The sequence below is a fragment of the Halomonas meridiana genome (genome assembly GCF_009846525.1).
GTDB lineage: Bacteria > Pseudomonadota > Gammaproteobacteria > Pseudomonadales > Halomonadaceae > Vreelandella.
In genome coordinates, this window is record NZ_CP024621.1 from 1,222,421 (window position 1) to 1,235,227 (window position 12,807).

At 54.7% G+C, this 12,807-nt stretch carries 13 protein-coding genes and 1 pseudogene; 4 read left to right on the plus strand and 10 right to left on the minus strand.

Annotated elements, in window-relative coordinates:
- Positions 1-16: 16 nt before the first annotated feature.
- From CTT34_RS06000 to CTT34_RS06015, 4 genes and pseudogenes are all read right to left on the minus strand, one after another.
- Positions 17-766 (minus strand): ERF family protein, encoded by a 750-nt coding sequence (locus CTT34_RS06000; RefSeq protein WP_159341618.1) that lies wholly within the window; start codon positions 764-766, stop codon positions 17-19.
- A gap of 22 nt (positions 767-788) precedes the next feature.
- Positions 789-959: a hypothetical protein gene (locus CTT34_RS06005; protein ID WP_159341619.1), complete on the minus strand. Its 171-nt coding sequence runs from the start codon at positions 957-959 to the stop codon at positions 789-791.
- 119 nt (positions 960-1,078) lie between these two features.
- Positions 1,079-2,046, minus strand: a pseudogene (locus CTT34_RS06010) (DUF932 domain-containing protein).
- Positions 2,047-2,144: 98 nt separating this feature from the next.
- Entirely contained in the window at positions 2,145-2,483 is a 339-nt protein-coding gene (locus CTT34_RS06015) for a hypothetical protein (RefSeq protein WP_159341620.1), read from the minus strand.
- Positions 2,484-2,639: 156 nt separating this feature from the next.
- Here CTT34_RS06015 and CTT34_RS06020 point away from each other — a divergent pair, with 156 nt between their 5' ends.
- Together CTT34_RS06020 and CTT34_RS06025 are read left to right on the plus strand one after the other, a co-directional pair.
- A complete protein-coding gene (locus tag CTT34_RS06020) occupies positions 2,640-3,089 on the plus strand; it encodes a LexA family protein (RefSeq protein ID WP_159341621.1) in 450 nt (149 codons plus the stop codon).
- On the plus strand, positions 3,086-4,363 hold the full coding sequence (locus CTT34_RS06025) for a Y-family DNA polymerase (protein ID WP_159341622.1): 1,278 nt from the start codon (positions 3,086-3,088) through the stop codon (positions 4,361-4,363). Before CTT34_RS06020 ends, CTT34_RS06025 begins: the two co-directional genes overlap by 4 nt.
- A 225-nt stretch (positions 4,364-4,588) precedes the next feature.
- Here CTT34_RS06025 and CTT34_RS06030 read toward each other — a convergent pair whose 3' ends face one another.
- Positions 4,589-5,779 carry a tyrosine-type recombinase/integrase gene (locus CTT34_RS06030; protein ID WP_159341623.1) on the minus strand — a complete coding sequence of 397 codons (1,191 nt, stop codon included), beginning with the start codon at positions 5,777-5,779 and terminating at the stop codon, positions 4,589-4,591.
- A gap of 229 nt (positions 5,780-6,008) precedes the next feature.
- A complete protein-coding gene (locus CTT34_RS06035; protein WP_159341624.1) occupies positions 6,009-6,386 on the minus strand; it encodes a DUF6746 family protein in 378 nt (125 codons plus the stop codon).
- A 226-nt stretch (positions 6,387-6,612) separates the two neighbouring features.
- Between CTT34_RS06035 and CTT34_RS06040 the strand changes: the two genes are divergently transcribed.
- Positions 6,613-7,494 (plus strand): GGDEF domain-containing protein, encoded by an 882-nt coding sequence (locus CTT34_RS06040; protein ID WP_159341625.1) that lies wholly within the window; start codon positions 6,613-6,615, stop codon positions 7,492-7,494.
- Positions 7,495-7,633: 139 nt separating this feature from the next.
- On the opposite strand, the gene CTT34_RS06045 is transcribed toward CTT34_RS06040, so the two are convergent.
- The gene (locus CTT34_RS06045; RefSeq protein WP_159341626.1) at positions 7,634-8,413 is read right to left on the minus strand and encodes a CLCA_X family protein; all 780 of its coding nucleotides are present in this window, start codon (positions 8,411-8,413) and stop codon (positions 7,634-7,636) included.
- A gap of 500 nt (positions 8,414-8,913) precedes the next feature.
- Between CTT34_RS06045 and CTT34_RS06050 the strand changes: the two genes are divergently transcribed.
- Complete coding sequence (locus CTT34_RS06050) at positions 8,914-9,600, plus strand: type 1 glutamine amidotransferase domain-containing protein (RefSeq protein WP_159341627.1); 687 nt, start codon at positions 8,914-8,916, stop codon at positions 9,598-9,600.
- Positions 9,601-9,676: 76 nt separating this feature from the next.
- Here CTT34_RS06050 and CTT34_RS06055 read toward each other — a convergent pair whose 3' ends face one another.
- The 3 genes from CTT34_RS06055 to CTT34_RS06065 all read right to left on the minus strand — a co-directional run bounded on the left by CTT34_RS06055 (position 9,677) and on the right by CTT34_RS06065 (position 12,675).
- Positions 9,677-10,465 carry a MipA/OmpV family protein gene (locus CTT34_RS06055; RefSeq protein WP_159343719.1) on the minus strand — a complete coding sequence of 263 codons (789 nt, stop codon included), beginning with the start codon at positions 10,463-10,465 and terminating at the stop codon, positions 9,677-9,679.
- A gap of 355 nt (positions 10,466-10,820) precedes the next feature.
- A complete protein-coding gene (locus CTT34_RS06060; protein WP_159341628.1) occupies positions 10,821-11,036 on the minus strand; it encodes a hypothetical protein in 216 nt (71 codons plus the stop codon).
- Positions 11,037-11,415: 379 nt separating this feature from the next.
- Positions 11,416-12,675 carry a M20/M25/M40 family metallo-hydrolase gene (locus CTT34_RS06065; protein WP_159341629.1) on the minus strand — a complete coding sequence of 420 codons (1,260 nt, stop codon included), beginning with the start codon at positions 12,673-12,675 and terminating at the stop codon, positions 11,416-11,418.
- Positions 12,676-12,807 lie beyond the last annotated feature (132 nt).

Consider the following 12,807-nt stretch of genomic DNA (forward strand, 5'->3'; position numbering starts at 1 on the left):
AGGGTTAGTACGCCGTTTACTTAACAGCTCGCTTAGTGAGGGACGCCCGCAGCTTGTCGAAGTCCGCCTGAGGCACCTGAACGGCAGAACCGTACTTGCCGCTGAACCACTCCTGGGTCGTGGCGGGGCATTGGCTGATCAGCCGCTGGATCTGCCCCGCCTGAAAGGGCGTTACTAGCTTTACTCTAGTGCTGGTGTTGCCGTTATCGTCCTGGCCTCGCGTGGTGATATTAAGCAGGGCACTCAGCACGTAGCGTTTGCCATAGCTAGTAGACGAGCCAAAGGCCTGTACTGCGTTTTTGTTGCCGCTTATATCCGCAGGCAGAAGCATACTGGTCTCTTCACGGTGGCCGTCCTTGTGCATCAACACACCGGTGACCTGAATGCCGCGCTCCTGCGTCTGAATACGGAAGCTCACTGCAAAGCCATGCTTCTGCATAATGGGCCGCACGGTATCGACGATATCTTCCAGCGTGGCGTATTTACCGTTATTGCCTTGGCCATGTTCTTCGATGCTGGGTAACTCGGTCTGCATCGCCGCCATCGCGGCGCTATAGGCCATCATGGCTTGTCGATCCATCACCCGTTCCTGCATTTGCAGCAAACGCTCCATCTTGTCGATATCAACGTCTGGGTTAAGCGCCGCACGCTCAATGACCTGAATGATAGCGGTGCTGTCGGCATGTGCCGGGGCTGAATTAGCCGGAACGGCCTGGAGGGAGGTGGTCGTTGTGTCGCGATTTACCACATTAGTGTTTGTTGCCATGGGGAGGCTCCTTGAACAGTCTTTAAATATCGCTGGGTAGTTCGTTGGGAGAAATAGGCGTTAAGCGCAGCTCAGCGCGGTAGAACTGGCCTTTAGCCATCACATAGGTTTCAGCGTGGGTTTGCTCTTTGGTGAGCAGGCGCTCGGTGAGCTGAGTGAGGGCAATATCGAGATCACGGTGAAGCAGTGCCATGGTGTACTCCTAACCAATAAAAACGCCCAGCCGGTAAGGGCTGGGCGTATGGTGTGATAGTGGAAAAACGTTAAACGATTATGAGAACCTGCGTTCCGGAGCGATAAAGCCAACGCCGGTCAGCTGACCAAGGCCAGCGCTGTATTCAGAGCTTCCTGCTTCAGCTGTGCGCCTTGGCCAAACCATGCAGAATCCATGCGGGTATCGTTACTGCGTGCCCGCTTGTCGTGATCGACGTACTCCGTTACGGCATTGAGCAGGCCCCAGGCCGTGTCTTTAGCGGTGATCAAGTGAGAACCGCGTCCTTCCCCTGATACAGCTTCTGCACCTTATTCAGCGCCCGGTAATTCGGTAGCTTGGAAGGGTCATCTATTGGCTTATCGATACCGCAGAGCACCGACTGAAAATACTGCTGCGCCTCGCGGTGATCGATCTTACGTTCCGCCAGTGCTTTCATCTGGTACATGAAGTCGTTCCACTGAGAGACCGAAATCCCCAGCTGACGCTTCACCGCACGCGGATCGAACTCTGAGCGATGCGGCACCTTCACCGCTTGCGACGTGCCATCAACGGCAATTTGCAGCGTGTTGTTGCACACAACCCGCACCGTGGTGGGCGTTGCCATGGTAGCGAGAGTGCCATCGCAGGAAGTAGCCAACAGCAGGTAGTCATTGACCTCATCCTGACCTTTGAGCGACGTGCTTAAGCCGCTACGGGCTAGCGCCCAGAACTTACGTCCGCCTTTGAGCACGCCAGCGGTTTCTAGCTCATACCCGGCGTACTCGGTCAGGTCACGGTAAAACTCCAAAATCTCCTCGGGCTGCACCACCTTATAGCGCTGTGACACCACCGACAGCGGTGCTTTAGTATCTGAGCGGTAGAGCACCTTTTGCTCAGGGAACGAGTGAATGCTGCCAAGGTGGCTAGCCCCTTCGGCAATAAAGCGTACTGGGGCTTCTTCAATGTGCCAATTCATACCAGCCTGTTGCTGCCAGACCTCCAGCGGTTGATGACGGTCGAGTTGCTGCCCCAGGCCATGCCAAGGGTTATCGCCAACGTAAGCCATTTGTTCAACGAGATGTGCCATGAGTCATTCTCCAGACATAAAAAAAGCGCCGACCAAAGGCCAGCGCGAGAAAGTGAGTAAGCAGATCATTCGCCCCACATGGGGCGAACAACGATGGGTTAAGCGTTAGGTGCTAAAGGCGGGTGGGTATCGCGATAAGTGCAGCCGCAAGACAAGCATAACCACGGTGTTCCGCTACCAACAGGCAGCCACTGCTCAAACAGCGAGTGGGCGATGCGCGAGCCGCTCTGGCCACCAGCAAACGCGCCCATCATCGCGGCAGGCAGCTCTGCGAGGGGAAAGCGAGTAACCGCAAGCGACAGCGGGCCGGTCATAGCCGTCGCCCGCCAGGCACCAATGGCACCGCCTAACAGGGTACTACCCACGACGCCAACGCGTTGGGCAGTCTCAAGGTTCAATGTGCGCGGTGATGCACAGCGTGTGCAGGATGGGGGCATAAACAGCGCTCCTATGCAGAGGAAAAAGGCTCCAGGGTGGTGGATGCATAGGAGTGATATAGGTCTGAATTTTTTTGGCTTTGACCTTTAAGGGCTTGCGTCATCAGGGTGCTTTATTGATACTGTTTTTTTATACAGTTAAAAAGAGGTGCCCTTATGTCTTTACCTGTTTCCTTTATAGGTCAAGCGGATGCCATGGCCTTGCCCAGTCCCTTACCGTTTTACTCCAGCGCCGTGCGTGCTGGGTTCCCCTCACCAGCGGATGACCACCTAGATACCGATTTGGATCTGCACACGTACGTCGTTAAGCGACCGGCAGCAACCTACTTTGTGCGCTCCGAAGGCGACTCCATGATCGGTGACGGTATTCACCATGGAGATTTGTTGGTGGTTGATCGCAGCCTGGAAGCGCTGCCAGGGCGAATTATCGTGATCTGTGTGGATGGGGAGCTCACGGTGAAGCGCCTTGAACGTGTGGGCCAACGTACTTACCTCTGTGCGAGTAACGCCGCTTACCCGCCCATTCCCATCGATGGCCGCGAATCCCATGTTTGGGGTGTCGTCACGCATGTGATTCACAGCTTGCCAGGGGCTACTGTGCAATGATCGCCTTGGTCGACTGCAATAACTTCTATGTCTCTTGCGAACGGGTGTTTAACCCGGCCCTCGAAGGACGTCCGGTGGGAGTGCTGTCTAATAACGATGGATGCGTAGTAGCTCGCAGTAACGAACTCAAAGCCCTGGGTGTGGAGATGGGGACAGCCATGCACCTGCTTGCACCGCATATTCGTCGCCAAGCGGTGTTGCTCTCCAGTAATTATGCCCTGTATGGCGATATGTCCCAGCGGGTTACCGAGGTGCTAGGCGAGTTTTCACCCCATGTGGAGGTGTACTCCATTGATGAAAGCTTTGTCGGCTTTCAGGGCTTTGACCCCGATACGTTGGAAGCGCGGGGCAAAGCCATGCGCGATACCGTTCGGCAGTGGACGGGCATTCCAGTGTGCGTGGGGTTTGCACCTACCCGCGTATTGGCCAAAGTGGCGAACCAAGCGGCTAAAAAACATCCCGCCTACAAACAGCACGGGGTGTGTAAGCTGATCGCTGATAGTGAAACGACCAAGGCACTGCTTAAGCAGTTGCCGGTGACCGAGCTATGGGGAGTGGCACGCCGTACCGGTGAACGTTTAAGGGTGATGGGTATTGAGTCCGCATGGGATCTGCGCGAAGCAGACCCTAAGCGTATTAGACAGCGCTTTAGTGTGGTGCAGGAACGCATCGTATGGGAGCTACGCGGGCAATCTGCCATCCAGTTGGATGACATGAGCTTACCCAAACAACAGATCATGGTATCGCGCTCATTCGGTAGGCTAACTGGCAATCCCCATGATCTACGCGAAGCCTTAAGGCAGCACGCCGCCAGAGCAGCTGAGAAGCTTCGAAAACAGCACAGCGTGACCAGCGCAGTCATGGTGTTTGTACGTACCAATCCGTTTCGTACCGACCTACCACAATATCAACAGCGTGTGGTCGTCTCCCTTGAAAGGCCCACCGATGATAGCCGGGACATCATCGCAGCAGCGGTTCAAGGCTTGCGGCGTCTCTGGCGCAAAGGGTATGCCTATCATAAAGCAGGCCTGATGCTGCTCGACCTTTCACCCAAGGCTAACCGACAGCTCACCCTTACGGAAACCCCGCAAACCAATGAAGAGGCCAAGCGCAGCGAACGTCTGATGGCGACGATGGATAAACTCAACCGAGAACTGGGTAAGGGAACGGTACAACTGGGCTTGCCCCGTAAAGGCAATGCTTGGTCGCTGCGTAGTGAGCGGCGTACACCTCGATATACCACCCAGTGGAACGAGCTGTTGGTCGTTAGGTAGATCCACCTCGGTTTTAGGGCAGTTGTCCACCTAAGTAAGCAATCGAGCAACATGCCTGGTTAGCCGGGATCTACGCACCATTACGCTGAAATAAAAAGTTATCCACTGCTGAAAAGCATTAGGGCTGTAATGCTGGGCCTATGAAGAAAAAACTGATTCGCCTCAAGTTTTTAAGTGATCGGACGATAATTGGCTAAGATAGTAGGGGTTCTCCCTGCTGTTTTATCAGTCTTTTTTCGTTATATAATCAGCCCACTCCTGCATCATAGCTCTGCGTTTTTCAAAAAGATCACCACGCCGATAGGCGGCTTCTACCTTGTTTTCTATAGCATGCGCTAACGCCATCTCAGCAACATCGCGTGGATAGCTGGTCACTTCACCTGTCCAGTCGCGAAAACTTGAACGAAAGCCATGAGGTACATAGTTGCCTTTGTCACCGCTTGGGCCGTAACCAAGGCCTCGCATAAACTGCAGCAGTGACATGTTGGAAAGAGGGCGACTAGGTTTCATGCCCGGAAAAACAAATGAATTGCCTTTAACACTTGGAAGAGTAGTGATCAGCGCTAAAGCTTGGTGGGAGAGGGGAATACGATGTTCGCGGCTAGCTTTCATGCGCTTAGCAGGAATCGTCCACGTGGCGTTAACAAGATCAATCTCATGCCACTCGGCATTGAGGACTTCCGACGTTCGTGTTGCTGTCAGGATCAGCAACTGCAGCGCTTTTGATGACACGCTGTTGTAATCTTGTACAGCCCCCATGAATGCAGCAACTTGTTCGTAGGGCATTGCAGGGTGATGAGTAACTTTCTGAACCTTTGATGGTTTTGGCAACAGTTTATCAAGGTGACCACGCCAACGAGCTGGATTGGCTTCATCGCGATATTTGTGTGCTGAAGCAAAGTCCAACACATTCTCAATTCGGCCTTGAACACGCTTAGCAGTTTCAGTCTTAGCTATCCATATGGGGCTAAGTATATTGAGTATTTGATGAGTATCGATTTCATCAACAGGCATTTCGCCAATGACTGGCCTTGCGTAAGTCTTTAATGTGCTAACCCATTGTCGAGCATGCTTAGCATTTCGCCAGCTACGCCGGTGAGACTGAATATACCGTGCAGCGCAATTTGTAAACGTAGGGGTCGATTGTTGCTGCGTTTCCAGCTCGCGAGCGTGAATTGGGTCAGTGCCTTCTTTGGCTAGCTTTCTATAGTTTTCAGCTTTACGACGAGCCTCGGCTAAGCCTGTGTCCGGGAAGCTGCCAAGCCCCATTTCTCGGCGTTTACTTTTTAAAGTAAATCTAAGTACCCATTTCTTAGCCCCACCTTTAGAAACCACTAGGCGTAAACCGCCACCATCTTCATGTTTGCCCGGTTCAGCAGTAGCTACTTTGCGTGGGCTAAGCTTGTGTATTGCCACGGCTTACCTCTCTTAAAATTGGGGTTAGTCCCCCAAGTAGTCCCCCATGCGTTATAGATCAACATAGACTTCAATAGACAAAAATGCAATACAAGCACATGATTTTATAGGTAGTTGTAGTTTTTGGTAGATAGTGGTGGATGTTAAGTCAGCGGACTCCCTCTCCGCCACAGAATTTAAAAAAGCCCGCTGAGCAATCAGCGGGCTTTTTTGTGTTTTCGAGCATCGTTTACTGGTTGGTTAGTGGAGCAGCGGCTTCCAAGTAAGCTGCGCCATTCGAGCTCACGCGCTCTTGATCCAGCGTTTCAGAGCCCAGGTGCACCTCTTCCAGTGAGATTGCCATGGCGTCGACTTCTTGATCGATGCGTTGCAGTGCATTTTCAAGCGTGTACGTCAGCATGTGGATCTCACCCATTTGCTCGTCCGAGAGCGTCTCAGCGCTAAGGAGTTGGTTGAGACGTTGGTTCCCTTCTTGAATATTCTCAAGGGCTTGGGGGAGGTTCTCGGAGGGCGCGCCCTCAAAGTGATCCAGGCGGTCTTGGCTGTCTGCCAGCACCAGCCCGCTACTCATCAAGCCACCTACCATCACTAAGAAAAGTCGTTTCATTGAAAGCCTCGTCGGAGTGTTGCGGGATTATGTGAGCTTTTTATTTGAGCGCAAAAATAGTCTTTTTGCAAATCTTAATGATATATATTCGTATTTACGATCAAAGAATATCAAGAGTCCATCCCGGTTGCATGGCGAGCAAGCGGTGCACATGCCTGGACAATGGGTGTCCAGACGGTTCGTGATCCGTCTATACTCGGGATAAAGTCACCCCACCAGGCTGCCCATGTCCGTTGATTTGCAGGCGCTTTACCCCAAGCTGATTCACTTGATGCTCGATACTGTGTTCGTAGTCGATGCAGGGCATCGCATTCTATTCGTCAGCGATGCCTGCGAGTCGCTGCTGGGCTACCGCGCGGATGAACTGGTAGGCACACTGATTACTCGCTATATGCACCCAGAAGATTTGGCGGCCACCCAAGACTCCATCAAGCGGGTGATGAACGGGCAGCCCCATCTCGATTTTCGCAATCGCTACCTGCACAAAAGTGGAAGCGTGGTGCACGTGCTGTGGTCGGCGCGCTGGTCGGAGGAGGATCAAGTACGCATCGGGGTGGCTCGCAATGTGACCGCCCTGGTGCAAGCGGAAGACGATCTGCGGTTTCTTGCACACCACGACCCGTTGACCAAACTGACCAACCGGTCGCTGTTTTACGATCGTCTGGCGTCGGCGATAAGCGCTGCCAAGCGATATCGAACGCGTTTTGCGCTGCTCTTTTTGGATGTGAACGACTTCAAGCGCATCAACGATGTGCATGGTCATGCGGCAGGCGACGCCGTGCTATGTGAAATAGCGCGTCGTTTGAAAGAGTGCGTCCGGGAAACCGATACGGTGGCCCGTATGGGCGGCGATGAGTTCACGGTGCTGTTGACCGATATTCACTCTAAAGAGACCGCGATGGAAAAAGCGGCCCAGCTGCTCGATGCGTTAGTCACGAACGAAAAGAGCGGTACACCTAGTATCGGCATGCCGTCTTGCAGTGTAGGGGTGGCCATCTACCCTGAAGACGGCAAAAGTGCCGATGCGTTGCTTCACTATGCTGACGTCAACATGTATCGAATGAAGAGACAGCGCGGACGCTCGTCATCCGCCATGTTAAAACGGTAGGCCGCCGCTAACGCCAAAAACCGCCACGGCAATCACGACAACGACAACCACGATGGTAGTAGTAGATGGCATGCTCTCGTCCTCTGAGAAATGAGTGAGCTATTAGCCTAGACGCTAGCGGACGATTTCGCACATTGGGCTACCGCCCATAGCCTAGCGCTGCACCAAGAGCTGAAAAGTAGTCGCTAAACGCTCCGTTGATCTGCGCACGCTGTTCGCCTTGTGGGTACAGGCCGCGCTCGGCTTCAGGCGAAGTTTTGGTACCTTTGACCAAAAAGTGATTTGTGATGGCAGCGTCCTGCACGAAGGCTTCGAAAGCGCGGGCGCAAAGTTCTTCGGGTTTGCTGTAGTAAAGCTGTCCCAGCGCCTTGTCCATCGCGGCAGAGTGGCGAAATAGCGGACTAGGCTGCTGGCCGTCCGATTGAAGCAAGATGGCCCGAAAGCAGGCGATCAATTGTTGGTTGAGAGGGTGGCGAATGGGCGTGGCATCGGCTAACCAAGCGGCGGATGCAAAGGCGTTGCGGGGGGCTGCCTGGAAGCACTTAGGCGCAATGTAGTGGTCGAAGGCGTGAAACCACTCATGGGCAATGCTGCCCGGTCCTGCGTTCTTGGCGAGTGCAAAGCTGCGCTGACTGGGGTCGTAGTGTGCCGATACCCCTGGGCGGCCTCCGGTGCCGTACTGTAGTGCCAGTGTGCCTCTCAGCGAAATCAACGTTTCCGTGCCCTGCAAGATCAGCATGAGGTCACAGAGTGCGTCGTGAAACAGCGCTGCGGCTCGGTCGCGCTCTTCGTTCGTCACCCAGCGGCCAATCTCGATGGAGCGGAAATCGAATTGGCGACGAATTGCGCCAAAGCTGCTGGCAGCGTCTGCGCGATGTCGCGGACCGTTACGAAAAAATGTGCGTTCGTGAAAGCTCACGTGTCACCTATGACGGTGGGAGTCATCGCGTTGGCTACATGGCGCCCATGAAAAAGCGCCCTCATAAATGAGGACGCTTTTTTAAGCACCAATGCTTCCAGTACCTAGCCTTCCATGGTCATCACTTAGCTCTTCCTGAGCGTGCTCCTTCCTTGGCGTTACATGGCTCTTCCTGAGCATGCTCTTTCCATGAGCAGTATCTCGCTGTTCCTTAGCGTTCATTCCCTTGTGACGCGGTATCCCTGCCGCGAACGTGTTTAACTATAGGTTAGGGATAAATAATGTACAAGATTAAATTGTATCTTTATTGTACTTGAATAGTACGTAAATGATGCTACGTGTTATCTATTGGCGTGAAAACATCGCGTTATCCGAGCGTTGGCACTGAGGGATTTTCTATACACGAGACGTGGAGGGGGCTTGTAACCCACCATGATCGCCCCAACGTAGGTGAAGCAACGCACCACGCTATCCCACTCTTCACTATTAGGAGCATCGAGATGAGCAAGCGTATTCTAGTGGTATTGACCTCGCACGATCAGCTCGGCGATACAGGCGAAAAAACCGGCTTTTGGCTGGAAGAGCTGGCAGCGCCTTACTACGTATTCAAGGATGCGGGAGCAGAAGTGACGCTTGCCTCACCCAAAGGTGGACAGCCGCCGCTGGACCCCAAAAGCGATGCGGAAGATAGCCAAACCGACGAAACCCGTCGCTTCCAGCAAGATGAGGTGGCGAAAGCCGAATTGGCGAACACTCACCGCCTGAGCGACATGAGCGCTGATGATTTCGACGCCGTGTTCTATCCCGGTGGTCACGGCCCCTTGTGGGATTTGGTGGATGACAAAGACTCCATCAAACTGATCGAAACCTTCATCGCTCAGGGTAAGCCGGTGGCATCCGTCTGCCACGCGCCTATCGTGCTGGTGAATGCCAAGGACAGCAACGGAGAACCGGTGGTGAAAGGCCGTCAAGTCACCGGATTCACCAACGGTGAAGAAGAGGCGGTTGGCCTCACTAACGTGGTCCCACACTTGGTGGAAGATGCGTTGCAGAAGTGCGGCGGTATCTATAGCAAAGCCGATCTCTTCACTCCCTACGTACGTGAAGATGGCCAACTGATCACCGGCCAGAACCCGCCTTCCTCTGCACCCACGGCAGAAGCGCTGATGGCGTGGTTCACGCGCTAAGCCATGGCGTGACAGCGAAAAAAGGCGGGCCGTTGAGCCCGCCTTTTTGATACCTGTGCGAGTGGCCGGTCAGATGCTAAAACCGATAGGTCAGCGATACGCCACCCAACCCCTGCCAGTCACTGCCCAGCTCATCCACGATGGGGCTATCCGACGCGTTGCCGGTGAGGACGGTCGTGCCTACGAAGCCCGTGGCGGTCCATTCCCGGGTGAGCGCGTAACTCAGAGAAGCATTGACACCTGCTCGCCAGTAGCCGCCATCCGGTGAGTAAGGAGCGATGCCGCTGCGTGCGCTATCTTGGGCAGAAACTCCAAAGAACGATTCGGTCCACTTTTCGTTGGAGTAGCTCACGCTGGGCGTCAGCGTGAAGAGCGCGCGCTCGCTCATGGGCAGTCGCAAGGCCGCCTCACCCGTGAAGTTAGCGCCTTCGACATCTCCCGTCACCGCCGTGCTGCCCGCGATGCTGTAGCGCCACATGCCCTGCTGGTAGCTGACACGCAGGCCAAGGGTCGCGCCGCCATCCACTTTCTCGAAGCGGCTGATGTCGCCTTCGTTGTCTCGCCCGAAGGTGTAACCGATATATGGCGACACGGTCCAGTCACCTTGGCGGAGAGCGTGCCAAGCGATCCCGTCGCGCAGGTTGATGGAAACATCGTCACCGTACGTGAGGTTCAGTACCGGTAGCGGCTGTACGTCGTAATCATCGCTACCCAGATAGTCGGGGGCGTAGGCCGCACCGGCGCCCACGGTACCTTCCCAGCTATTAGCCAGGGCAGGGGTCGCCAGCATGACCCCGAAGGCTGCTGCGAGGTAAGGAGCCAGGCGCGTGGATGAAGCAGAGGCAGAAAACGTTGAGAGATTCATGGTCACGGGTATGTCCTTGTGAGTAACAAACGTACGTGATGGTATGTTTTTCTCACTCGCCTGCGCAAGCGCGAGTGAGCGCGCCCGGCGATGACACGAAAAACTTTTTGCGTTTCATATCCCAGGTTAGATAACTGAGCCGTGATAGGGCGCACTGTGTGCACATAACGCAGGGATGGCGTTACAAGGAAGTGCAAGCAGGGAGTGCTTGCGGCGCACAAGGAAGCATGAACAGGACGTTCGTGACGTAAGATTAAGGAGGACCTGATGAAACCCCGGCCAGCGATGGCCGGGGTTTTTTTATGAGCCAGCAACGTACGGACTGTTGCTGTGGTCGCGGCCGTTGCAAAGGCCATTAACAGGCGTAGTGATAGAACAGAGTGCTGAGCTGGCTCATGGGTGCTGACACTGCCGTTTGGCAGCTTAAACAGCGCAGCAGCACGCTGTCTTTACCGGTGCCTTCCAACCGGAACCGATTGAGGTACGGTGTTGTGGCGGATTCTGCATTGCCGCAGTGGCGGCACATGATATCCACACCGTGGACTTTCGAACTGATCATGATATGTCGCACGCTGACCTCCTACCGCTAGGGGGTGAATGGGTTCAGGCGTGGTAACGTCCGTGTAGAGAAGCATCACGAAGGATGCTCAAAAAGTATAGGTAGCGCTGACACAAAGCGCTATAAAAAGCATGCGCAGGCGTTTTTGGGCGAATGGCAGAGGGAAGCGTCAAAAAATTTAATAAAAGTGCGGTGTTTTCTATCTCACGTTAATGTCGTTGACACATATAAAGTTCATGGTGGGCAGTAACACAGGGAGGGTGTCAAGGAGTAAGAGCAAGCACGGAGCGCTTGTAAGACCAGGGATGCACGAACAGGACGTTCGTGAAGAAGGATCACGGAGGAGTCACTGCTACCCCGGCCATGTTTGGCCGGGGTTTTTTTATGCTAATTAAGCGGAGACTTCTTCGTCGCTACCGGGTTTGGCGCTGCCTTGGTGAGCCAGCGGGCTGGCTTGATCGAGACGCGGGTGATTATCCAAGAACGCCCGCTTAAGATTGGGCAGGGCATCCAGCGCTTGAATGGTGTGGTGCAGCGCGTGAACCGCTGCCAGCACGTCTTGGGTGTTACCGGTTTCCGAAATGGTGTGCATATTGCGGATCGGGAACCCCATGGAGGTCGCTGCACTATCGATGGAGGCCAGGACGCCTGCCATGCCATCAGTGCCGGTATCCACACCCACGATGTCCCGCTGCATGGGAATGTCCTGCTCTTTAGCGGCGCTGGCGATGATGCGGTTGAGCTGCTCGCTGGCAATCGAACCCACCGATAGCGTAAAGCCTTTGCCCATTTCCAGCGGCTGCATGCGCTTGTCGCCAATGCCGGGTGCTGCTACGTAGTCGTGGTTCACGTCCACGCCAATCAGCGCATCGGGCTTTAGCTCACCGGCCAGCACGCGGCTGCCGAAGCGGCCAATCTCTTCGTAGCTGGCAATGGCAAACATGACCCGTACATTCTCGGTGCCGCCTGCTTCGGCGATCAGACGCGCGACTTCCGCTGTCACGAAGCAGCCCAGGCCGTTATCTAAATACGCACCGTAGAACGTATTCGGGCTAAAGCCTTGGCGGATAGGGCGGTTGAAGATGATCGAGTCGCCCGGACGCACGCCCAGGTTCAGCACCTGCTGCTTCTTGTTCTCGCCATGAATCTGCAGGTCGAGGTAGATCTGCTCTTTCTTGATGCCTTTGCTGCCATCGCGCTGGGCAGGGTCGGAGAAGTGGATCGCGCCCAGCGCTTCTACCGTGCCGCCCTCGATGCTGCGGTAGCTGCCGGGGGCGTCCGGGTCTTCGCTGAACAGCGTCACTTCATGACCGATCAATACGCCGGGCAGGAAAGAGTCGGTATTGATCCAGATTTTGCCGTCTTCACCAATCGAGCGAACCTGCATGCGGATTTTGTCCGCATGGCCGATGATCATCAGCTTGAACATATCATCACGGCCCGGGTGCGTATCCAGTACCACGCCCGCGTTGCCTTTGAACTGGTGCAAGTGCCAGTCGCTGGGGGCGAAGCGCTCGAAGTAAGGCTTCAGCACGCCGTAGGTCATCGCGCCTTCCAGGCCTACCGGGCTGGGAGCTGCCAAAATGTCGCGCATCAGTTTGAACTGCGCGTCGGGCATCGATTGCGTCCAGGGTTTTGCAGTATCGCTCATGGTGCTTACTCGCTTATGAGGGTAGTGAACGTGAGAGTTAGTCTGCCAGATTCCGAGCGCTAATGCGCTGCTTCTCCATGCCACGTTTAGCCGATAGTACGGCACTGGTTTCCGCGTATGATGGAAGATAGC

Bases quoted from the DNA above. Each gene is read 5' to 3' on its own strand.
- CTT34_RS06000 (WP_159341618.1), bottom strand. From the start codon at position 766: ATGGCAACAAACACTAATGTGGTAAATCGCGACACAACGACCACCTCC.
- CTT34_RS06005 (WP_159341619.1), bottom strand. From the start codon at position 959: ATGGCACTGCTTCACCGTGATCTCGATATTGCCCTCACTCAGCTCACC.
- CTT34_RS06015 (WP_159341620.1), bottom strand. From the start codon at position 2,483: ATGCCCCCATCCTGCACACGCTGTGCATCACCGCGCACATTGAACCTT.
- CTT34_RS06020 (WP_159341621.1), top strand. From the start codon at position 2,640: ATGTCTTTACCTGTTTCCTTTATAGGTCAAGCGGATGCCATGGCCTTG.
- CTT34_RS06025 (WP_159341622.1), top strand. From the start codon at position 3,086: ATGATCGCCTTGGTCGACTGCAATAACTTCTATGTCTCTTGCGAACGG.
- CTT34_RS06035 (WP_159341624.1), bottom strand. From the start codon at position 6,386: ATGAAACGACTTTTCTTAGTGATGGTAGGTGGCTTGATGAGTAGCGGG.
- CTT34_RS06040 (WP_159341625.1), top strand. From the start codon at position 6,613: ATGTCCGTTGATTTGCAGGCGCTTTACCCCAAGCTGATTCACTTGATG.
- CTT34_RS06050 (WP_159341627.1), top strand. From the start codon at position 8,914: ATGAGCAAGCGTATTCTAGTGGTATTGACCTCGCACGATCAGCTCGGC.
- CTT34_RS06055 (WP_159343719.1), bottom strand. From the start codon at position 10,465: ATGAATCTCTCAACGTTTTCTGCCTCTGCTTCATCCACGCGCCTGGCT.
- CTT34_RS06065 (WP_159341629.1), bottom strand. From the start codon at position 12,675: ATGAGCGATACTGCAAAACCCTGGACGCAATCGATGCCCGACGCGCAG.